Here is a 22,213-nt window from a genome sequence, read left to right as displayed (position 1 = left end):
CGCGGATGCCGATCGGGTCCGCGACCACCCCAGCGGCCGTTCCTGCGGCGACAGGGCGGTCCGGGGGCGCGGGGCAGTCCGCGGTCGAGTCCTGCCGCCCGCCGCGCGCACGCGCGCAAGGTCGCCGGGCACGGCGAGAACGCGGAGACGGCCGCAGCCCCCGCACAGTGGGCTGCGGCCGTCTCCCCTGCCGCCCGCTCCATGCTGTCCAGGCGGATGGAGGCGGGCGGTGTCGGTGGACCGGGTGTCGTTCCGGTCCGGGACCTACAGGGCGAGGCCGGTGAGGACCAGCACGCGCTCGTAGGTGTAGTCGTCCATCGCGTAGCGGACGCCCTCGCGTCCCACGCCGGACTGCTTGGCGCCGCCGTACGGCATCTGGTCCGCACGGTACGAGGGAACGTCTCCGATGATCACGCCGCCGACCTCCAGGGCCCGGTGGGCGCGGAAGGCGGTCTGCACGTCGTGCGTGAACACACCCGCCTGGAGGCCGTACTTGGAGGAGTTGACCGCGGCGAACGCCTCGGCCTCGCCGTCCACCTTCTGCACGGAGAGGACCGGTCCGAAGACCTCCTCGTGGGCGAGGGTGGCGTCGTCCGGGAGGTCGGTGAGGACGGTCGGCGCGTAGGTGGCGCCGTCCCGCTTGCCGCCGGCGAGCAGCCGGGCGCCGCCCCCTACGGCCTCCTCGACCCAGGACTCGACGCGCTTGGCGGCGTCCTCGCTGACGAGCGGGCCGACGTCGGTGGTGGCGTCGGACGGGTCGCCGGTGACCTGGGCCTCGACGGCGGCGACGATCTTCGGGACGAGCCGGTCGTAGACCGAGGCGTCCGCGATGACGCGCTGCACCGAGATGCAGGACTGGCCGGCCTGGTAGTTGGAGAAGGTCGCGATGCGGTTCGCGGCCCAGTCCAGGTCCTTCTCGGAGGCGTAGTCGCCGAGGACGACGGCGGCGGCGTTGCCGCCGAGCTCCAGGGTGCAGTGCTTGCGCGGCACCGACTCCAGGATGGAGTAGCCGACCGGGCCGGAGCCGGTGAAGGAGATGACGGGCAGGCGCTCGTCCTGGACCAGGGCGGGCATCCGGTCGTTGGGCACGGTGAGCACGGACCACGAACCGGCCGGCAGGTCGGTCTCGGCCAGCAGCTCGCCCAGGACGAGCGAGGAGATCGGGGTGGCCGGGGCGGGCTTCAGGATGATCGGCGCACCGACGGCGATGGCCGGGGCGACCTTGTGCGCGCTCAAGTTCAGCGGGAAGTTGAACGGAGCGATGCCGAGGACCACGCCGCGCGGGAAGCGGCGGGTCAGGCCGAGGCGGCCGGTGCCGCCCGCGTCGGTGTCGAGGCGCTGGGCGTCGCCGCCGTTGAAGCGGCGGGCCTCCTCGGCGGCGAACCGGAACACGGAGACGGCGCGGCCGACCTCGCCGCGGGCCCACTTGATGGGCTTGCCGTTCTCGGCGGAGATCAGCTGGGCGATCTCCTCGGTGCGCTCCACCAGGCGCCGTACCACGTGGTCGAGCGCGGCGGCCCGGACGTGGGCCGGGGTCGCGGCGAACTCCTCGCGCACCGCGTACGCGGCCGCGACGGCCTCCTCGATCTGCGCTTCGGTCGGCACGCTGACGGTGCCGACGTGACGGCCGTCCCAGGGGTTGGTGACGTCGAAGCTGTCTTCACCGGTGGCCTGGCGGCCGGCGAGCCAGAAGGCGTGGGTGGAGGTCATGGAGTTTCCGGCCCTTCGGAGTCGTGGGATCTACCGCACCCCACGGTAGGGCCGAACGGCCGACGCGGCGTTTGTCCGACGTGGAGCAGTGCGCCTCGGGCTTGCTACGGATTGTCCGAGGCGTCGCCGTGCCGGGCGGGCCGGACCCGCGGCTGCCCGTGCCGCGTACGCCGAGGGGCGGGCCCCCCGGGCCCGGGCGTCGGCAGGACGCTCTCGCCGGCGCCCGGTACGCCGCGGGCCGCTCGCGGTCCTGCGCGGCAGGCGGAGCCCGCTCCCGCCATGCCCGGTGCGCGCCGGGGCCCGCCCTCGCGCCCCGCAGCCCGGGGGCCGCGCCCGGGTGCCGGCGCGCTATGTCTCGGGCGCCGTCCGGGCGCTCGAAGCCTTCAGCGCCAGCCACAGCTCCATCCGGACGTCCGGGTCGTCCAGCGAGCGGCCGAGGATCTCCTCCACCCGGCGCATCCGGTACCGCAGGGTGTGGCGGTGCACGCCCAGCTCCGCCGCGGCGGCGTCCCACTGACCGTGGTGGGAGAGCCAGGCCCGCAGCGAGGCGACCAGATCGCCTCGGCCCTTCGCGTCGTGTTCGCGCAGGGCGCGGAGCAGTCCGTCGGCGAAGGCACGTACGGCGTCGTCCGCGAGCAGCGGCAACACGGAGCCCGCCATCAGCTCCTCGTGCTCCACCAGCGCCCTGCCCCGGCGGCGGGCCACCACCAGGGCCTGCTCGGCCTGCTTGTACGCGGCGGGGACGGTGCCGGGGCCGGCCGGTGCGGAGAGGCCCGCGACCACGCGGTCGGCCTTCGTCGCCGGTTCGCGCGGCGGCCTCGACTCCCGGTCCTCCTGCGCCTTTGCGTACGCCGCACAGGCGGCGGCCACCGCTCCGCCGTCCCCGGCGAGGACGACGAGCCGTTCGCCCTCCGGGACGGCCAGCAGCGCCTCGCCGGTCCGCAGCGCGGCCGCCTCCATCGCCTCGCCCAGCGCCGCCGGCCCGGCGGGGGTGTCGCCCTCGGCGATGAGCAGCCGGAACGGGGCGTCGAGCAGCTCCCCGTACAGCTCCCCGGCGACGGCCCTCGCGTGGTCCGGAAGACCGGCGAGCAGCATCCGCAGCACCGCCGCGCCCAGCCGCTGCTCGGCGCTCTGAAGGGCTCGGGAGCGAGCGGTGGTGAGGGTCAGCAGGGCGACCGCCGAGTGCACGGCGTACCGCTCGGCGGTGCCGAGGGCCGCGCCGGTGCCGACGGCCAGCGCGCCCCGGACCCGGTGGCCGGGGCCCAGGGTCTGGAGCTCGACCCGGTCTTCGGTGCCGCCGACGACCACGCTGGCCGGTGCGGCGCGTTCGCGCAGCCGCTCCACGTCCGGGGCGAGCCGGGCGGCCCGGCGGGCGGCCCATTCGGGGGCCGCGGCGACGACGGCGCCCGAGGCGTCGTAGAGCGCCGCCCAGCCGTCGACGTGCGCGGCGAGCCGGGCGAGGAGTTCGCCGGGGCCGTCGCCCGACAGCGCGGCCTTCGTCAGCTCCCGCTGAGCCGCGAACCCGGCCGTCACCGCCTGGTACTGGTCGGCGGCGATCGCCGACGACACGGCCTTGGCGATGGCGATGAACGGGGTGCGGCGCGGCACTTCGAGCAGGGGGAGGCCCGCCTCCTCGGCGGCGTCGACCAGGGACCGCGGCACCTCGTCGTAGTTGACGCCGACGCCGAAGCCCAGACCGACCACTCCGGCCCCGGCCAGCCGCCGCACGTACCGCCGCATCGCCTCGGGATTCTCGGCGTCCAGGTTGGTGGCGGTGACGAGCAGGAACTCGCCGCCCTCCATGTACGGGACCGGGTCGGCCAGTTCGCTGGCGTGCGCCCAGCGGACGGGGACATCGAGCCGGCCCGCTCCCGCACGGACCCTGAGTCTGAGTGCCGAGTGCTGGACGAGCGAGGCGAGCGTGGGGGGCATGGGAACCGTGGGACCTCGAGGCAGTCGCTTTTTGCCGTCCTGTAGGAACGGCTCCCCTCGATTCTGCCAGGACGGCAGAGTCCGTCGCGACCGCTCGGTGTTCTCGCCGGGCCCTGTGCTCTCAGCCCCCCAGCCGCACCAGCAGCGGCGGCGCGTGCTCGCCGTCGGCCGTCGTCAGGGAGAGAACCGCGTGCCCGGGGGGCAGTTCGTAGGCCAGCGCGGAGGCGGACCAGCGTTCGCGTTCCACCTGGCGCACGGTGACGGCGTCGACGGTGACCGCCTTGCCGGTGGCGAGCTTGCGCAGGGCGTGCATGGCGCGGGTGAACGGCTGGTCGGCGAAGACCCCGTGCTGGGCCACCTCGCGGACGGAGACCCATTCCTTGCCCCAGGTCTCCGAGAACCGCTTGCCGTCCCAGGTGGTGACGCCGGAGAAGATCATTCCGCATCCGACCGCGCCCATCAGGGACGCGTGCAGCGTCTCGGGGACGTCGTCGATGGTGCGCAGCGCCAGGACCGCGCCGGCGTTCAGCGACCTGAGGCGCCTGAGTCCCTGGACGGTCTCGGCGGTGATGGTGTGGGTCGCGTCGTCCAGCACCAGGCAGGTGAAGAGCGACCGGTCGGCGCGGGCCGCGGCGATCGCGTTGAACTGCGCGAGGACGAGCCGGGCCAGCACCCGGGACGCCGCGGCGTGGGCACGTTCCGGAAGGTCGATCCGGACCCTGAGGGGGTGCTGTCCGAGGGAGCGGAGGGAGAAGGGGCGGGCTTCCTCCCCGGTCGCGAAGAACCCGGCGAACGCGGGCCGGTCGAGGAGGGCGACACGGTCGGCGAGCACCGGCGCGGGGTCCCCCGGGGCGCCCGCCTGCCGGGTCCGGGCGTCCAGCTCGCGGAGCATCGAGGCGTGTCCGCCGGCCTCCAGCGCGCGGCGCAGCGTGTCGAGGGCCGTCTCGTCCCCCGCGAGCAGTTCGCGCAGTTCGGGGACGGACGGGAAGCGGCCGTGGACGGTCCGGTAGGGGCCGAGCAGCTGTCCCAGGGCCAGCGCCGTGCGCCGCCCGTCGAGTTCGGGCGCGTCTCCGGCCAGCCCTTCCGCCAGGACGGCCGCGGCCTCGTCGGGGTCGCTGGATCCGCCGTACAGGTCGAAGTCGTGGACGGACGAGGGGTCGCCGATCTTCACCACGACGTCGTACGCGTCGTCGGGGCCCAGGGACGTGCCCGCGGCGCCGACGGCGAGCACCGCCGCCCCGCCCGCCAGCGCCTGGAGGGCCAGCGCCTCGACGACGGGGCGCACCAGCCACGCCGTCTTGCCCGCGCCGGGCGGGCCGACCGCCAGCAGGGACGTGCCCAGGACGGCGGGGTCCAGGGCGACGCCGGAGCCCCGGCGCGCGTACGGGTTGCGTGCGTCGTCCGGGCAGCCGCCGATGCGGACCTGGCCGGTCATCAGGTCGTGGCGGGCGGTGCGCAGCGGGAGGTCCCGGCGGCCCGAGGGGTGCAGGAAGGCATCGGCGCCCCGGCGCACCACCGTCTCGTCGAAGGACGCCGGGCCGTCGTGACGGGCCCGGGCCCAGGCGCGGTGGACGCGCGCGCAGTCCACGTCGTTCACGCGTCCGGTGCTCACGGCGGAGGTGAGCACGTCCGCGGCGGCCGTCAGCCCGGCACCGCGCAGCTCGGGCCACCGGGCGGCGCCCGCGGACACGGGCGACGGGCCCTGCCCGGCCGTCGTCCCGGCGTCGCCCGGACGCGTGACGGCCCTGCGCGCCGAGCGGGCGCGCAGGGCCGCGCGCCAGCGCCCGACCCGGGCGAACGGCCACACGACGGCGGCGATGACCAGTGCGTAGACCGCGTAGGCGACCACCGCCGCCAGGTACGCACTGCCGCCGCCCTGCAGCCAGCTCTGCGGGACCAGGTAGAGCACGACGTCCAGGAGGGGAACCCTGCCGGTCCAGACCAGCCACAGCGCGAACAGGGCTCCGAGACCCGAGGCCCACAGCCGGGCCCGGTCCATGTTCGGTCCCGCCCAGTGGCGGAAGAGCCCGGCCCAGTGGCCGACCCGGGCGGCCCACAGACCGGCGAGCAGCACCAGCGCCTGGTAGTAGAGCGTTTCGATGCTGTACGCGGCCCGCGGGACGAAGCCCGCCCGCAGGGTCTGGAACACCCACCAGTCCCCCGGCGTGATCGCCACCAGGGGCAGCTTCACGTACGGGAGGCGGAAGTCCGCGAGGAGGGCCCAGACCAGCAGCCACAGCCCCAGGGTGATCGCGGGCCCCAGCAGGGAGGGCCGGGGAGGCTTCTCGGCGGGGCGGGGCACGTATCCGTAGCGCCAGACACCCGGCGCGGCGACCGGGCGGATGGTGTCCAGCCACTGGGCGATCGACGGCCCGGCCCCGGGAGGCCCCGCGGGCAGCGGCGGGGCGGCGACCGGCGGTCCGGCGGGGGGAGGTCCGGCGGGCGGCGGCGGTGTGGCGGACGGCGGTCCGGCCGGGCGCGGCACCGGGCTCCGGAAGGCGCCGGAGTGCCCGCCCTCCCGTTCCGTACCGCTCTCGTCCCGCGCGGCGCGCACGTCGCCGCTCACGCCTCGTGCGCCGTGCACGTCGTCGCTCTTCATGAACCGTTCGCCCCCCTGACCGGCCGGGTCCGTCCGCTGCCCCCGGTCAATCTAGTGCCCCACCCGGCGATCTTGGCCCCGTCGCGCCGCACGGCGCCCGGCGGGTTCGGCCGGACGCCCGGATCGCGGCCGTACGGGGGTCGGCGCCGCCCGGCGCTCCCGTCCGGCCCGGGCTATGTCCGTGACGGACAACCGCGGCGCGCCACCACTCCCGAACGGAACATGCCGGACCCCCCGTCCCGCCCCTAGCCTGCACATACAGAGAAGCGTCCGAACCACCCCACAGGAGCCCGCATGACCTCTCTTCCGCAGGAGCGCCGCCTCGTCACCGCCGTTCCCGGCCCCAAGTCGGTGGAGTTGCAGGCCCGCCGCACCGCGACGGTGGCCGCGGGTGTGGGCTCCACCCTGCCGGTGTTCGCCGCCCGTGCCGACGGCGGGATCATCGAGGACGTGGACGGCAACCGCCTGATCGACCTCGGTTCCGGCATCGCCGTCACGTCGGTGGGCGCCTCCGCCGAGGCCGTCGTGCGCCGCGCGTCCGCCCAGCTCTCCGACTTCACCCACACCTGTTTCATGGTCACGCCGTACGAGGGGTACGTCGAGGTCTGCGAGCAGCTGGCCGAGCTGACGCCCGGTGACCACGCCAAGAAGTCCGCGCTGTTCAACTCGGGCGCCGAGGCCGTCGAGAACGCCGTCAAGATCGCGCGTGCGTACACCAAGCGCTCCGCGGTCGTCGTCTTCGACCACGGCTACCACGGCCGCACCAACCTCACGATGGCGCTGACCGCCAAGAACATGCCGTACAAGCAGGGCTTCGGCCCGTTCGCGCCCGAGGTGTACCGGGTGCCGGTGGCGTACGGCTACCGCTGGCCGACCGGCGCGGAGAACGCCGGGGCCGAGGCGTCCGCCCAGGCCATCGACCAGATCAACAAGCAGATCGGCGCGCAGAACGTCGCCGCGATCATCATCGAGCCGGTGCTCGGCGAGGGCGGGTTCATCGAGCCGGCCAAGGGCTTCCTCCCGGCGATCGCCCAGTTCGCCAAGGACAACGGCATCGTCTTCGTCGCGGACGAGATCCAGTCCGGCTTCTGCCGCACCGGCCAGTGGTTCGCCTGCGAGGACGAGGGCATCGTCCCGGACCTGATCACCACCGCCAAGGGCATCGCGGGCGGTCTGCCGCTGTCCGCCGTGACCGGCCGCGCCGAGATCATGGACGCCGCGCACGCCGGCGGCCTCGGCGGCACCTACGGCGGCAACCCGGTGGCCTGTGCCGGTGCGCTCGGCGCCATCGAGACGATGCGCGAGCTGGACCTGAACGGCAGGGCGAAGCGCATCGAGGAGATCATGAAGGGGCGCCTCGCGGAGATGCGGGCGAAGCTGCCGAACGGCGACGTCATCGGCGACATCCGCGGCCGGGGCGCGATGATCGCGATCGAGCTGGTGAAGTCCGGCTCGAAGGACCCGGACGCGGAGGCGGCCGGGAAGCTCGCCAAGGCGTGCCACGCCCAGGGAGTGCTGGTCCTCACCTGCGGCACCTACGGCAACGTTCTGCGCTTCCTGCCCCCGCTGGTCATCGGCGAGGACCTGCTGAACGAGGCGCTCGATGTCCTGGAGCAGGGCTTCGGCAGCCTCTGACCCGTGCGGCCCCGGCCCCGTCCGCGACCCCGCTCGCGGGGATGGTCCGGGGGGCTGGTGAGGGCTGTGAAGAAGGTGTGGGAGGCCGATGGCGGGATCCGTTTCCGGCTGTCGGTCCCCCCTCGGCTGCCGTACGGTTTCCGCAGATGAGAGAAACACCCCGCCCGCAGGGGACTGCCGGCGGTGCCGGATCGGCGCCTTCCCGGCGTCGCCCCGGCCGTGCCCTCGCGCACACCACTGGAGCCCCCGGCTCCGGAACTCCTCACCGATCGGATGGCCGCACGCCCCAGACCCCCCGGGGCGCGCGGCACACCGGTCCGACCGGCCGCCCGGGAACCTCCCCCCTTGTTCTCGGGCGGCCGGCCCTTCTCGTGTGCGCGGCCTCCTGCCTCCTGGCGCTGTTCGCGCTCCTCACCTGGCAGGTCGCGACCGACGGGCCGTTGCGCGGATGGGACGAACGGGCCGCCCGGGCCGTCGTGGGGCACGGCCCCGCTCCGCTGACCGAACTCCTCGCCGACCTCGGCCATGTTCATGTGGCGCTCCCGGTGCTGGGCTGCGCGATCGTGTGGGCACTGGTGCGCGGGGACCGGCGCGGGCCGCTGTGCGCGGCGCTCGCCATGGCCGCCGTGCCACTGCTGGTCGTCCCCTTCAAGCACTGGATCGCCCGCCCCGGCCCGCTGACCGGGGACACCGGCTACTACCCGTCCGGCCACGCGGCGACGGCCGCGGTGGCGTACGGCGCGGCGGCGCTGCTGGCCGCGCGGTGCGTGCGGAGCGCGAGGGCTGCACGGGACGCGGGGGGTGCGAGAGGCGCCGGGGGTGCACGGGGCGTGCGCTGGGCATGGATGATGCCCGTCGCCGCCGTCCTGCTGACGGCGGGGACGGGCATCGGTCTGGTGCTGCGCGGCTACCACTGGCCCCTGGACGTGCTCGGCGCCTGGTTCCTGTGCGGACCCCTGCTGCTCCTGCCGTCACGCCTCGGCGGCCACGCCGGGACGGGGCGCGTCAGCGGCCGAAGTAGGCGTCGAAGTTCTTCGAGAACTCCCTGTTGTTGAAGCGGTCCCAGTTGATCGACCACGTCATCAGCCCGCGCAGCTCCGGCCACGTCCCGTGGGTGGTGTACGAGCCGCAGTCGGTCTTCTTGGTCAGGCAGTTGAGCGCCTTGGTGACCTCGGCGGGCGAGGTGTGCCCGTTGCCGGCCTGGGTGGAGGCGGGCAGACCGATGGCGACCTGGTCGGCGCGCAGCGGCGGGAACACCTTGGTCTGGTCACCGGCCACCGGGAAGCCGGTGAGCAGCATGTCGGTCATGGCGATGTGGAAGTCCGCGCCGCCCATCGAGTGGTACTGGTTGTCCAGGCCCATGATGGAGCCGGAGTTGTAGTCCTGGACGTGCAGCAGCGTCAGGTCGTCGCGCAGCGCGTGGATGACCGGGAGGTACGCGCCCGCGCGGGGGTCCTGGCCGCCCCAGGGACCGGAGCCGTAGTACTGGTAGCCGAGCTGGACGAAGAAGGTCTCGGGGGCCATGGTCAGGACGAACTTCTCGCCGTACTTGGCCTTGAGGGTCTTCAGCGCGGAGATCAGGTTGACGACGACCGGGGTGGTCGGGTTGCGGAAGTCGGTGTCGCCGGTGTTCAGCGAGAGCGAGTGGCCCTCGAAGTCGATGTCGAGGCCGTCGAGGCCGTACTCGTCGATGATCTTGCCGACCGAGGAGACGAAGGCGTCACGGGCGGCGGTGGTGGTGAGCTGCACCTGACCGTTCTGGCCGCCGATGGAGATCAGCACCTTCTTGCCCGCGGCCTGCTTGGCCTTGATGGCCGCCTTGAACTCGTCGACGGACTCGACGTTCGGGCACTCGGTGACCGGGCAGAGGGAGAAGCGGATGTCGCCGGAGGTGACGGAGGTCGGCTCGCCGAAGGCGAGGTCGATGACGTCCCAGGAGTCGGGCACGTCCGCCATCCGCGTGTAGCCCGAGCCGTTGGCGAAGCTGGCGTGCAGATAGCCGACGAGCGCGTGGGCGGGCAGTTGGCCGCCTCCCCCGCCGCCTCCGCCGCCCGCCGTGGTGGTCGCCTGGACGGCGGCGGACTTGGCCGACTCGCCCGCGGCGTTGGTCGCGGCGACCTGGAAGGAGTACGCGGTCGACGCGGTCAGGCCGGTCACGGTGGCGGAGGTGCCCGTGGCGGAGAGGACCTTGGTGCCGCCGCGGTAGACGTTGTAGCCGGTGGCGCCCGGGGAGGCGGTCCAGGACAGGTCGACCGAGGAGGAGGTGACCGCACCGGCCTTCAGCCCGGTGGGCGCGGCGGGGAGTTCGGCGGGTGCGCCGCCGGGGCCGACCAGGGTGAGGTCGTCGGCGTGGTAGGCGGGGGTGCCGTACCAGCCGTGGGTGTAGACGGTCACCGAGGTGGTGGACGGCCCGGTCTTGAAGGTGGTGGTGAGCTGCTTCCAGTCGGGCGCCGACTGCGTCCAGGTGGACACGTCGGTGGTGCCGGTGCCGGACGCGCCGAGGTAGACGTAGCTGCCCTGGACCCAGGCACTCAGGGTGTACGTGGAATCAGGCTTGACCGCCACCGTCTGGGAGCACTTGGCGTTGTCACCACCGGACGGGGTCGCCTTCAGCGCGGAAGTCCCGCTGCGGACGGGCGAGTTGACGACCACGCCACTGCCACCGGCGCAGCTCCAGCCGTCCAGGCCCGCCTCGAAGCCTCCGTTGCGCGCCAGGTCCGCGTCGGCGGCGGCGGCCGACGGGGCGATGGCGGCGAGTCCTCCGGCGGCGAGCAGCGCGGCCGAACAGGCGGCCACAAGTCCGGTGAATCGGGTGGGGGGTCCCGTGCGTTCCACAACGGCCTCCGTACAAGGGGGAATTGAATGCGGCGGAATTGAGTGCGGCCGCCACAACATGGTCCAGACCAATCAGGTTGTCAAGACCTCTGACGGCACTCCGGCGCGACCGGAGTGCCGCAACTTTCCCCTGATGCCTCGTCAACTCCGTTCTGAATCAGCCTTTATGGCCGCCGCCTCGTGCATGGCGAGCTCGAGGAGCGTCGCATCATTGAGCGTTCCCGAACCGTCCGGCGGGATCAGCCAGCGCACCCCGCCGACGACCCGTCGGCCCGGGTGCGGCACGACGATCCAGGTCCCCCTGCCGGCCCCCCGCACCCCGGTGCCGATCCAGCCGTCGACGGTGCCCGGCGGCACGAAGAAGCCCATGCGGGCGTCGCCGAAGTCGGAGAGGACCGGCCCCGGCCGGTCGACGAGACGGGTGAGCACATCGAAGGTGGGATGCCCCAGCCCCCCGGGAAGAATCAGCACGTCCCAGCGCCTGCCGGCGGGAAGGAGCGCGACCCCCCTGGGATCGCGCTCCCACACCCACCGACAGGCGTCCGGGTCCGGCGCCACCGATACGAGCCACTCGACTGCTGCCCTGACCCGCGCGCCAGTCATGACCGGCCTCCGTTCCGTGTCCACCGGCTCCGTGTCGCCGGTGCGTCCACACGGGGAGAGAGGGCTGACGCCGATCCATTACGCGAGTTGGCTACTCGTTGGTAGTGATCTGAGTCACGCCGGTGGTCCGCCGACGGTGCGCAGGTCAGCTGTCGAAGCCGAGCCCCAGCCGGTCCATGGTCCGCAGCCACAGGTTGCGGTGCCCGCCGTTGGCGTCCGCCTTGGCCAGGGACCTCTTGGTGAGTTCGATCCCGGTCCAGGCGAACGGCTCCGGCGGGAACGGAAGCGGCTTGCGGCGGACCATCTCCAGCGCGGTCCGCTCATTGCGCTCGCCCGCCAGCAGGTCGAGCATCACCTCCGCCCCGAACCGGGTGGCCCCCACGCCGAGCCCGGTGTACCCGGCGGCGTAGGCGACCCGTCCCCGGTGGGCGGTGCCGAAGAACGCGGAGAAGCGGGAACAGGTGTCGATCGCCCCGCCCCAGGCGTGGGTGAAGCGGAGTCCGGCCAGTTGCGGGAAGCACTCGAAGAACTGGCCCGCGAGCTTGTGGAAGGTCTCCGGACGCTGGTCGAGGGCGGCGCTCACCCGGCCGCCGTACGGGTAGATCGCGTCGTACCCGCCCCACAGGATCCGGTTGTCGGCCGACAGCCGGAAGTAGTGGAACTGGTTGGCGCCGTCCCCCAGCCCCTGCCGGTTGCGCCAGCCGATCGAGTCGAGTTGCCCGGCGGTGAGGGGTTCGGTCATCAGCGCGTAGTCGTAGACCGGCACGGTGTACGGTCGCACTCGCCTGACCAGCGAGGGGAAGACGTTCGTGCCCAGGGCCACCTGACGGGCGGACACCCGCCCGTGCCGGGTGCGGACCGTCATCCCGGTGGTGGTCCGGGTCAGTTCGAGGCCGGGGGTGTTCTCGTACACCCGCACCCCCAGATCGGCGCACGCCCGCTTGAGGCCCCAGGCCAGCTTGGCGGGGTGCAGCATGGCAACGCCGTGCCGGTCCCAGAGCCCGCCCAGGAAGGTGGGCGAGTCGACCTCGGCGCGCAGCGCGTCGCGGTCCAGGAACTCCAGCCCGGTGAAGCCGCGCCGTTCCGCCTCCTGGTGCCAGGCGTGGAGTTCCTCCAGTTCGTGCGGCCGGGTGGCGACGTCGATCTCACCAGTCCGCTCGAACTCGCAATCGAGAGCGTAGCGGGTGACGGCCTCCTCGATGGCGTCGAGGTTCCGCGCGCCCAGCTCCTCCAGTTTCCCGATCTCGTCGGGCCAGCGCTCCAGGCCGTTGGGCAGGCCGTGGGTCAGGGACGCGGCGCAGAAGCCGCCGTTGCGGCCCGAGGCGGCCCAGCCCACCTCGCGGCCCTCGATCAGGACGACATCCCGCCCCGGGTCGCGTTCCTTGGCGATCAGCGCGGTCCACAGGCCGCTGTAACCACCGCCTACGACGAGGAGATCACAGTGCTCCTGGCCGGTGAGCGCGGGCAGTGCCTCCGGCCTGCCGGGGTCGTCCAGCCAGAACGGGACCGGCTTCGTGTCGGAGAGTGATGGTGCAGCGGTACGCATGGCTTCTGGGGCCATGGTTTCCAACTCCTTCGGGACTTTCCGTCGCGCGCCCTCGCCGCCTTCTTCCGGGCGTCATCGGGCGCTGTTCCTCCGCCGGTTCGCGATCAGCTGACCGGCGACGACCACCAGGACGGCGATGACGAACATGGCCGTTCCGATGACGTTGATCTGCACGGGCGTGCCGCGTTGGGCCGATCCCCAGACGAACATGGGGAAGGTCACGGTGGAGCCCGCGTTGAAATTGGTGATGATGAAATCGTCGAAGGAGAGCGCGAAGGCGAGCAGCGCTCCCGCGGCGATTCCGGGGGCGGCGATCGGCAGCGTCACCCGCAGGAAGGTCTGCACGGGTCCCGCGTACAGGTCGCGGGCCGCCTCCTCCAGCCTCGGGTCCATCGACATCACCCGCGCCTTCACGGCCGTCACCACGAAGCTCAGGCAGAACATGATGTGCGCGATGAGGATCGTCCAGAAGCCGAGCCGCGCCCCCATGTTGAGGAAGAGCGTGAGCAGCGAGGCGGCCATGACGACCTCGGGCATCGCCATCGGCAGAAAGATCAGCGAGTTGATCGCGCCGCGTGCCCGGAAGCGGTAGCGGACCAGCGCGAAGGCGATCATCGTGCCGAGGGCGGTCGCGCCGAGCGTGGCCCAGCCGGCGATCCGGAGCGACAGCGACAGCGAGCCGCACAGGTCGGCGACCCCGCACGGGTCCTTCCAGGCGTCCGTGGAGAAGTGCTGCCAGGCGTAGTTGAAGCGCCCCTTCGGCTTGTTGAACGAGAACACCATCACGACGATGTTCGGAAGGATCAGATAGGCGAGGGTCAGCAGACCCGCGATGACGACGAGGTTCCGTCGCAGCCAGCGCAGTACGGGCATCAGACCAGGTCCTCCGTCCCGGAGCGGCGGATGTAGACGGTGATCGTGATCAGGACGACCGCCATGAGGATGAAGGAGAGCGCGGCCGCCGTCGGATAGTCGAGGACGCGCAGGAACTGGGTCTGGATGACGCTGCCGACCATCTTGGTGTCGGTGGAGCCCAGCAGTTCCGCGTTGACGTAGTCGCCGCTGGCCGGGATGAAGGTCAGCAGCGTTCCGGAGACCACCCCCGGCATGGAGAGCGGGAAGGTCACCTTGCGGAAGGTGGTGGCGGGGGTGGCGTACAGGTCGCCGGCCGCCTCGTGCAGCCTGCCGTCGATCCGCTCCAGCGAGGTGTAGAGCGGCAGGATCATGAACGGCAGGAAGTTGTACGTGAGACCGCAGACCACCGCCATCGGTGTGGCCAGCACCCGGTTCGACTCGGTCCAGCCGAGCCAGTCGGTGACGTCCAGGAAGTGCAGGGTGTTCAGTACGTCGACGACCGCGCCGCCGTCGGCGAGGATCGTCTTCCAGGCCAGCGTACGGATCAGGAAGCTGGTGAAGAACGGCGCGATGACCAGGACGAGGACGACGTTGCGCCAGCGGCCGGCCTTGAACGCGATGAGGTAGGCGAGCGGGTAGCCCAGCAGCAGGCAGAGGACCGTGGCGGTGCCCGCGTAGAGCAGGGACCGGACGAACTGCGGGTAGTAGTCCCTCAGCGCGTCCCAGTACGTCTGGAAGTGCCAGGTGACCTCGAACCCCTTCTCCAGGGAACCGGTCTGCACGGAGGTCGACGCCTGGTAGACGAGCGGCAGGGCGAAGAAGACGACGAGCCACAGGATGCCGGGGAGCAGCAACCAGTACGGCACGAGGCGTCTGCGGGCGGAGGGCCTGCGGACCTCCGGTTCGGTGATGGGCGCGGCGGGAGGCGCCTCGGTGACACTCACGCCGCGTCCTCCACCGTCTCCACACCGGCGTCGCCCGTCGTCCCTGCGAGCATGGACTGGGCGGCGTCCAGCCCGAACGTGTGCGCCGGGTTCCAGTGCAGGACGACCTCGGCACCGGTGGTGAGTCCGGCACGCCGCTCGACGTTCTGCTCGTACACCTGGAGCGCCGTGCCCGTCGCGTTCTCCACCACGTACTGGGTGGAGACCCCGATGAAGCTGGAGTCGACGATCCGGCCGGTGACCCGGTTGCGGCCGTCGGCTATCGCGTCCGCTTCGTCGGTGGGGGCGATCGAGATCTTCTCCGGGCGTACGCCGACCAGCAGCCTGCCGCCCTTCGCGGCGGGGGTGGTACACCGCTCGCTGGGCAGCCGCAGCTTCCCGCCGCAGGCCGCCACGACGACATCGCCGCCCGTCGTCCCCGCGGAGACGACCTCGCCCTCGATGAGGTTGGAGGTGCCGAGGAAGTTGGCGACGAAGGTCGTCCCCGGGTTCTCGTAGAGATCGGCGGGGGCGCCGAGTTGCTCGACCCGGCCGCCGTTCATCACCGCGACGGTGTCGGCCATGGTCATGGCCTCCTCCTGGTCGTGGGTCACGTGGATGAACGTGATGCCGACCTCGGTCTGGATTCGTTTGAGCTCCAGTTGCATCTGGCGGCGCAGCTTGAGGTCGAGGGCGCCGAGCGGTTCGTCGAGGAGCAGCACCTGGGGGTGGTTGATCAGGGCGCGGGCGACGGCGACGCGCTGCTGCTGGCCACCGGAGAGCTGGTGCGGCTTGCGCTTGGCGAAGTCGCCGAGCTGGACGAGGTCAAGCATGTCGGCGACCTGCTTCTTCACCGACTTGATGCCGCGTCGGCGCAGACCGAAGGCGATGTTCTCGGCGATGTCGAGGTGCGGGAAGAGCGCGTAGCTCTGGAAGACCGTGTTGACGGGCCGCTTGTACGGGGGCAGGTCGGTGATGTCCCGGTCGCCGAGCCGGATCGTGCCGGTGGTCGCCTCCTCCAGGCCCGCGATCATGCGCAAGGTGGTGGTCTTGCCGCAGCCGGACGCGCCGAGGAGCGCGAAGAAGGAGCCCTGCGGGACGGTCAGGTCGAGCGGTTTGACGGCGGTGAAGGAGCCGTACGTCTTGCTGATCCCGGTGAGGCGGACGTCGCCGCCTGTCTGCTGCTGTGTCATGGGCGCGGTCCCAGTGGTGTCAGGGGAGGTCGGACGGGAGGGGGCGGAGCGGGTGGTGCGCCGAGGCGCTCGGCCGGATCGTCGCGGAGGCGGTCGGCGCGGGGAGGGAGGCGGTCGTGCTCCGCGGGCATGCCGGGTACCGGCGGAAGCGGTCCGTTCCCGGCAAGGACGGCCGGGCGCCCGGGACGGCCGGGCGCCGGCGGAACCGGTCAGGCTCCGATGAGCTTGGCGAACTTCTCCTCGTACGCCGTCTCCTCCTCCGCGCTGAGCGAGCGGAAGGCGTGCGACCTGGCCGCCATCTCCTCGTCCGGGAGGATCAGGACGTTGTCGGCCATCGCCTTGTCGATCTTCGCCAGTTCGTCGCGCACGCCGTCGACCGGGCAGACGAAGTTGATGTACGCGGCGAGCCGGGCGGCGACCTTCGGCCGGTAGTAGTGGTCGATGAGCTTCTCGGCGTTGGTCTTGTGCCGGGCGTTCACCGGGACGAGCAGGTTGTCGCTGGATATGACGTAACCGGCGGCCGGGACGGCGTACTTGATGTCCGGGTTCCCGGCCTGGAGCTGGATGATGTCCCCGGCCCAGGCGACGCAGGCGGCGATGTCGCCCTTGTCGAGGTCGGCCGTGTAGTCGTTGCCGGTGAAGCGCCGGATCTGCTTGCGGTCGACGGCCTTCTGGATCCGGCCGATCGCGGCGTCGTAGTCGGCGTCGGTGAACGCTCCGGGGTCCTTGCCCATGTCGAGCAGGGTGAGACCGATCGAGTCGCGCATCTCCGAGAGGAAACTGACGCGTCCCTTCAGCTTCGGGTCGTCGAGCAGCTGGGTGACGGAATCGACGGTGCGGCCCCCGGTCGCCTTCACGTTGTACGCGATGACCGCGGGGATGCCCGCCCACGGGTAGGAGTGGGCGCGGCCGGGGTCCCAGTCCGGCGAGCGGAACTGGGCGGAGAGGTTCGCGTACGCGTGCGGCAGGTTCGACGCGTCGAGCCGCTGCGCCCAGCCGAGCCGCACGACACGGGCGGCCAGCCAGTCGGTGAGGGAGATGATGTCGCGCCCGGTGTCCTGACCGGCCGCGAGCTGCGGCTTGATCTTCCCGAAGAACTCGACGTTGTCGTTGATGTCCTCGGTGTACTTGACGCTGATCCCGGTGCGCTTCGTGAACGCCTCCAGGGTGGGCCGGTGCTTGCCGTCCTCGGTGACGTCCATGTACTCGGTCCAGTTGGAGAAGTTGACCTGCTTCTCCTCGGCCGAGTGGTCGTCGGAGGCCGCGGCGGCATCCCCGTCCCGCTTCGCGGGAGGGATGCCGCACGCGCTCAGCGTGCTCAGTCCACCGATCGAGAGCGCCCCCAGACCGGAGGCGCGCAGCAGCGTGCGGCGGGTCAGGGCGCCCCGGCCGCCGGTCATGCTGCGCCGCATCGCGGCCAGTTGGGCCGCGGAGAGGCGCTCGGGCTGGTTGTGCTCCATGCGCGTTGCCCTTTCGGGTGGGTGGGGCCGGGTCCGGGCTATCGGTCCCCGAAGATCGTGCGGTGCCAGTCCTTGCGGGCGACTGCGGTGTTGTCGTACATGACGTGCTTGACCTGCGTGTACTCCTCGAAGGAGTACGAGGACATGTCCTTGCCGAAGCCGCTGGCCTTGTGTCCGCCGTGCGGCATCTCGCTGATGATCGGGATGTGGTCGTTGACCCAGACGCAGCCCGCCCTGAGCTCGCGGGTGGCGCGGTTCGCCCGGTACACGTCGCGGCTCCAGGCGGAGGCGGCGAGTCCGTAGGGGATGTCGTTGGCAAGGCGGATCGCCTCGTCGTCGGTGTCGAAGGGCAGCACGACCAGGACCGGTCCGAAGATCTCCGACTGGACGACCTCGCTGTCCTGGGCGGCACCGGTGATCAGGGTCGGCCGGTAGTAGGCGCCGTCCGCGAGGTCTCCGCCCGGGGCCTCGCCGCCGGTGACGACGGTGGCGTACGTCCTGGCCCGGTCGACGAATCCGGCGACCCGGTCCCGCTGGGTGTGGCTGATCAGCGGGCCGAGGTCGGTCGACGGGTCGAACGGGTCGCCGAGCCGGACGGTCTCCATCAGCTCCGCGACGCCCTGGACGAAGGCGTCGTACAGCGGGCGCTGGACATAGGCGCGGGTGGCGGCGGTGCAGTCCTGGCCGGTGTTGATGAGCGCCCCGGCGACCGCGCCGTTGACGGCGGCCTCGAGGTCGGCGTCGTCGAACACCACGAAGGGGGCCTTGCCGCCGAGTTCGAGGTGGAGGCGCTTGACGGTGGAGGTGGCGATCTCCGCGACCCGCTTGCCGACGGCGGTGGAGCCGGTGAAGGAGGTCATGGCGACGTCCGGGTGGCCGACGAGGTGTTCGCCGGCCTCCTTGCCCACCCCGGTGACGATGTTGATCACACCGTCCGGGATGCCCGCCTCGGTGGCCGCCTGCGCGAACATCAGCGAGGTCAGCGGGGTGATCTCGGCGGGCTTGAGCACGATGGTGTTGCCCGCCGCGATCGCCGGCAGGATCTTCCAGGCGGCCATCTGGAGCGGGTAGTTCCAGGGCGCGATGGAACCGATGACGCCGATCGCCTCACGGCGCACGTACGAGGTGTGGTCACCGTCGTACTCGGCGGCCGCCTTGCCCTCCAGGTGGCGGGCGGCACCCGCGAAGAAGGAGGTGTTGTCGACGGTGCCGGGCACGTCGAACTCGGTGGACAGCTTGATCGGTTTGCCGCACTGGAGGGACTCGACGTACGCGAAGTCGTCGGCCCGCTCGGCGAGGACCGCGGCGAAGCGGTGCATCGCCTCGGACCGCTCCGCGGGCGTCGCGCCCGACCAGCCGGGGAACGCCTCGCGGGCGGCGGCGACGGCCGCGTCGACATCGGCGGTGCCCGCCAGTTCGTACGTGTACACCGTCTCGCCCGTCGCCGGGTCCACCACGTCGTGGTGACGTCCCGACGTGCCGGGCCGCAGCTTTCCGCCGATGTACTGTGCGCCGTCCGCGAAGCGTTCCCGCACCTGGATGCCCTTGCCCATGACGTTCTCCTCCGTCGCATGCGCGCAGAGCGCTGCGGCGTAGTTCCTGCCCGATGTGAGTGCCGATCCTGACAGAGGTAGTCCACCCCAACAAGTGATTCCGTTGTTGCCTTTTGGTTACGCAACGGAATCCTTCGACCATCTGTCGCGTCGGCGCGGAATTACCGGGACGGAGTGTCCGTGGCGGATGTCAGACTCACGTGCCATGGAACACATGGAGGACCTCCTGGCGCGGACGCGGCGCGGCGAGAAGGTGAAATACCTGCGCTTCTGGGGGCACCGCCCGCTGCCCGACGGACGTCTCGGCACGAGCTGCCTCAGTCAGTGGTGGCCGTCGCCCTTCGAGGCCGACGGCGTGCGGTACGCGACGGCCGAGCACTGGATGATGGCCGCCAAGGCCCGGCTGTTCGGTGACGCGGAGGCCGAGGCGCGGGCGCTGGCCGCGAAGAGCCCGGCGGAGGCGAAGAAGGCGGGCCGCCTGGTCCGCGGTTTCGACGAGGCGACATGGGAGCGCGAGCGGTACGCGCTCGTGGTGGCGGGCAACGTCCACAAGTTCGGGCACGATCCCCGGCTGCGGGGGTTCCTGGACGGCACCAAAGAGCGGGTCCTGGTCGAGGCGAGTCCCGTGGACCGGATCTGGGGCATCGGGCTGGCGGCGGACGATCCGCGTGCCGAGGACCCGGAGACCTGGCGCGGGCTCAACCTGCTGGGGTTCGCGCTGATGGACGCGCGGGCGGCACTGCGGACCGGGTGAGTCGGGCGCGGGTGCCGTCACGGGGCGCGTCCGCGCGTGACGGGGTGGGAGGGGCGGTCCGGCGGGAGGCGCCGGAGCGAGGACGGCCGGACGGGCCGGGTGCGGCCCGTCCGGCCGGGATGTGCGCCCCGTCCTGTCCCGGCCGGTGCCGTGGCCCGGCACGGGGACCGGAAGGGGCACCGGTACCGGGACCGGCACTAACGCGCGATGTCGACGATCAGGGACGTGGCGAAGGGATCCTGGTGGGAGCCCTCCTCCTCGAACTCCTCGGGGTAGACGGTGACCACCCAGACGAAGAAGGCGATGACCGCCGTGCCGAGGGCGATGCCGACGGACCCTGTGATGATCCCGGCGAGTGCCTGGCCGCCGTTGTCGGCCTCGCCCCGCCGTGCCCGCTTGCGGCCCAGGATGCCGAAGATCAGGGCGAGCACGCCCAGGACGATGCTCGGTACGCCGTACAGGCAGAACAGGCAGAGGGACAGGATGCCGAGCACCATGGCGGCCGTGCCCATGCCGTTGACGGGTGGCGGGCCTCCCCAGGGCGCCTGGGGATAGCCGCCGTACCCCGGGTATCCGTACGGCGGGGCGGGCGCGGCCGGGTAGCCGTACTGCCCCGCCACCGGAGCGGGCGGCATCTGCGGGCCCGGCCCGTTCGGCGCGATCGGCGGCGGCGGTACGGCCCCGAACCCGGCGCCCGGACCGGGCGCGGGCGCGGGACCGTCCGCGGCACCCGGCATCGAGGCGAGCGTCGGCTGGTCGTGCACGGCCGGGGGCCGGGGCTCCCCGGTCGGCTTGTCCAGCGACACCTTGTTGTCCGGCGGAGCCCATGGATCGCGCGGGGCGGCCCCCTCGGCGGGCTGCTGTGTGTTGTCTGACATGGGCCTCCCCCATCGTGGTTCCGCCATGCTACGGCCCGCCCCGGTACCCGGAAGCCCGGCCTACGATGATGCCCGTCCCCCGCCCGGCCGCCGTGCCCGGCCGCCCGTCGTCCCACGCCACCGGAGAGTCCGATGACCGATCTGCGCCCCTTCATCACGGGGCTGCCCAAAGCGGAACTGCACGTCCACCACGTCGGTTCCGCCTCGCCCCGCATCGTCGCCGAACTGGCGGAGCGGCACCCGGACTCCCGGGTTCCCGCCGATCCCGAGGCGCTGGCCGACTACTTCACCTTCACCGACTTCCGGCACTTCATCGAGGTCTACCTCTCCGTCGTGGACCTGATCCGCACCCCGGAGGACGTCCGGCTGCTGACGTTCGAGGTCGCCCGTGACATGGCCCGGCAGAACATCCGCTACGCGGAACTGACCGTCACGCCCTTCAGCTCGACCCGGCGCGGCATCCCGGAGCAGGCGTTCATGGAAGCGATAGAGGACGCCCGCAAGGCCGCCGAGGCGGAGCTGGGAGTGGTGCTGCGCTGGTGCTTCGACATCCCCGGCGAGGCCGGTCTCGAAGCCGCCGAGGAGACGACCCGGCTCGCCGTGGACCTGCGCCCGGAGGGGCTCGTCTCGTTCGGCCTCGGCGGCCCGGAGATCGGGGTGGAGCGCCCGCAGTTCAAACCCTTCTTCGACCGGGCGATCGCCGAGGGCCTGCACTCGGTGCCGCACGCCGGGGAGACCACGGGGCCGCAGACCGTCTGGGACGCGCTGACGCATCTGCGCGCCGAGCGCATCGGCCACGGCACCCACTCCGTACGCGACCCGCGGCTGCTCGACCACCTCGCCGAGCACCGCATCCCGCTGGAGGTCTGCCCGACCTCGAACATCGCGACCCGGGCGGTGGCCGACATCGAGCAGCACCCGGTGAAGGAGATGGTGCGGGCGGGCGTCCTGGTCACCATCAACAGCGACGACCCGCCGATGTTCGGCACCGACCTCAACAACGAGTACGGGGTGGCCGCCCGGCTCCTCGGTCTGGACGCACGGGGTGTAGCGGCACTGGCGAAGAACGCGGTCGAGGCGTCGTACCTCGACCCTGCGGGCAAGCGGGCTCTGACGGCCGAGATCGACACCTACACGGACACCTGGCTGGAGGGCGCCGGCCGCTGACGCACCGGGAGCGTCGGCGCACCACGTCCCGATGCCCGCCGCCACCCCGACCGCACGGCCGCCACGCCCCGCCGCCACCACGGCCACAGGGCCACCGTCACCGCCACCGCCCGCCGCGTCACCGCGGTGGCCCACCGGGTCGATCCGTACCGTGCCCGCGAGAACACCCCCGCGCTGACCCGGACGAGGCTCGCGCCGCCGGGCGCCGCCCCGCTCGACGCGGTACGGCCACGTCGACCGAACTGTCGATTCGGCCTGATGGAGCGGGATCTGACGGGGGGTCTGCATCGGGACGGGCTGCTGGTCCCGGCCTGGACGGCCGATACGTCGCTCACCATGCGCCGCCTCGTCCGGGCCGGCGTGGACACCACCACCCATCGGATCGACGTGCGACGCGGCGTACTGAAAGTTCCCGGGCGGCCCGGTGGCCGTGACCGGCGTGCCGCTCCTCCCGCCCGCGCCCCGATCGATCCCCCGGCCGGCCGACCCAACGACCCAACGGCCGACCGATCGCCCTTCCGCCGACAGCTTTCCGCTCCTGCTCCCCCTCGAATCCCGCCGGTCCTCCCG

At 72.3% G+C, this 22,213-nt stretch carries 16 protein-coding genes; 4 read left to right on the top strand and 12 right to left on the bottom strand.

Translation table 11 applies throughout. The annotated features are described in order from the left end of the window. Positions 1-264: 264 nt before the first annotated feature. From ACIHCL_RS09290 to ACIHCL_RS09280, 3 genes are all read right to left on the bottom strand, one after another. On the bottom strand, positions 265-1,710 hold the full coding sequence (locus tag ACIHCL_RS09290; protein WP_399858832.1) for an aldehyde dehydrogenase family protein: 1,446 nt from the start codon (positions 1,708-1,710) through the stop codon (positions 265-267). 348 nt (positions 1,711-2,058) lie between these two features. Further along, positions 2,059-3,642, bottom strand: coding sequence for a PucR family transcriptional regulator (locus tag ACIHCL_RS09285; protein ID WP_399858831.1), 1,584 nt, complete (start codon positions 3,640-3,642; stop codon positions 2,059-2,061). A 121-nt stretch (positions 3,643-3,763) separates the two neighbouring features. Continuing rightward, positions 3,764-6,241: an ATP/GTP-binding protein gene (locus ACIHCL_RS09280; RefSeq protein WP_399858829.1), complete on the bottom strand. Its 2,478-nt coding sequence runs from the start codon at positions 6,239-6,241 to the stop codon at positions 3,764-3,766. A gap of 294 nt (positions 6,242-6,535) precedes the next feature. Here ACIHCL_RS09280 and gabT point away from each other — a divergent pair, with 294 nt between their 5' ends. Further along, a complete protein-coding gene (gene gabT, locus ACIHCL_RS09275; protein WP_399858827.1) occupies positions 6,536-7,876 on the top strand; it encodes a 4-aminobutyrate--2-oxoglutarate transaminase in 1,341 nt (446 codons plus the stop codon). A 371-nt stretch (positions 7,877-8,247) separates the two neighbouring features. Further along, positions 8,248-8,931, top strand: coding sequence for a phosphatase PAP2 family protein (locus ACIHCL_RS09270; protein ID WP_399858824.1), 684 nt, complete (start codon positions 8,248-8,250; stop codon positions 8,929-8,931). On the opposite strand, the gene ACIHCL_RS09265 is transcribed toward ACIHCL_RS09270, so the two are convergent. From ACIHCL_RS09265 to ACIHCL_RS09230, 8 genes are all read right to left on the bottom strand, one after another. After that, on the bottom strand, positions 8,882-10,711 hold the full coding sequence (locus ACIHCL_RS09265; RefSeq protein WP_399858822.1) for a chitinase: 1,830 nt from the start codon (positions 10,709-10,711) through the stop codon (positions 8,882-8,884). The two genes, ACIHCL_RS09270 and ACIHCL_RS09265, sit on opposite strands and share 50 nt — an antisense overlap. A gap of 141 nt (positions 10,712-10,852) precedes the next feature. After that, positions 10,853-11,314, bottom strand: coding sequence for a hypothetical protein (locus tag ACIHCL_RS09260; RefSeq protein ID WP_399858820.1), 462 nt, complete (start codon positions 11,312-11,314; stop codon positions 10,853-10,855). A 145-nt stretch (positions 11,315-11,459) separates the two neighbouring features. Beyond that, the gene (locus ACIHCL_RS09255; protein WP_399858817.1) at positions 11,460-12,875 is read right to left on the bottom strand and encodes an NAD(P)/FAD-dependent oxidoreductase; all 1,416 of its coding nucleotides are present in this window, start codon (positions 12,873-12,875) and stop codon (positions 11,460-11,462) included. 57 nt (positions 12,876-12,932) lie between these two features. Then, entirely contained in the window at positions 12,933-13,733 is an 801-nt protein-coding gene (locus ACIHCL_RS09250) for an ABC transporter permease (RefSeq protein ID WP_399858814.1), read from the bottom strand. Further along, positions 13,733-14,659: an ABC transporter permease gene (locus ACIHCL_RS09245; RefSeq protein ID WP_399858812.1), complete on the bottom strand. Its 927-nt coding sequence runs from the start codon at positions 14,657-14,659 to the stop codon at positions 13,733-13,735. The genes ACIHCL_RS09250 and ACIHCL_RS09245 overlap by 1 nt, the downstream gene beginning before the upstream one ends. Beyond that, positions 14,656-15,831 (bottom strand): ABC transporter ATP-binding protein, encoded by a 1,176-nt coding sequence (locus tag ACIHCL_RS09240; protein ID WP_399858809.1) that lies wholly within the window; start codon positions 15,829-15,831, stop codon positions 14,656-14,658. The genes ACIHCL_RS09245 and ACIHCL_RS09240 overlap by 4 nt, the downstream gene beginning before the upstream one ends. Positions 15,832-16,040: 209 nt before the next feature. Continuing rightward, entirely contained in the window at positions 16,041-17,291 is a 1,251-nt protein-coding gene (locus ACIHCL_RS09235; RefSeq protein WP_399858807.1) for a PotD/PotF family extracellular solute-binding protein, read from the bottom strand. A 38-nt stretch (positions 17,292-17,329) separates the two neighbouring features. Next, positions 17,330-18,844, bottom strand: a complete 1,515-nt coding sequence (locus ACIHCL_RS09230; protein ID WP_399858804.1) for a gamma-aminobutyraldehyde dehydrogenase — start codon at positions 18,842-18,844, stop codon at positions 17,330-17,332. A gap of 214 nt (positions 18,845-19,058) precedes the next feature. On the opposite strand from ACIHCL_RS09230, the gene ACIHCL_RS09225 reads away from it, so the two are divergent. Further along, the gene (locus ACIHCL_RS09225) at positions 19,059-19,598 is read left to right on the top strand and encodes an NADAR family protein (protein ID WP_399858992.1); all 540 of its coding nucleotides are present in this window, start codon (positions 19,059-19,061) and stop codon (positions 19,596-19,598) included. Between the two features lie 197 nt (positions 19,599-19,795). On the opposite strand, the gene ACIHCL_RS09220 is transcribed toward ACIHCL_RS09225, so the two are convergent. Continuing rightward, on the bottom strand, positions 19,796-20,476 hold the full coding sequence (locus ACIHCL_RS09220; RefSeq protein ID WP_399858801.1) for a DUF4190 domain-containing protein: 681 nt from the start codon (positions 20,474-20,476) through the stop codon (positions 19,796-19,798). Positions 20,477-20,608: 132 nt separating this feature from the next. Here ACIHCL_RS09220 and ACIHCL_RS09215 point away from each other — a divergent pair, with 132 nt between their 5' ends. Continuing rightward, positions 20,609-21,643, top strand: a complete 1,035-nt coding sequence (locus tag ACIHCL_RS09215; RefSeq protein ID WP_399858799.1) for an adenosine deaminase — start codon at positions 20,609-20,611, stop codon at positions 21,641-21,643. Positions 21,644-22,213: the final 570 nt, after the last annotated feature.

It is taken from the genome of Streptomyces sp. NPDC052042 (assembly GCF_044548345.1).
GTDB lineage: Bacteria > Actinomycetota > Actinomycetes > Streptomycetales > Streptomycetaceae > Streptomyces.
This window is presented reverse-complemented; position numbering and strand designations above follow the sequence as displayed.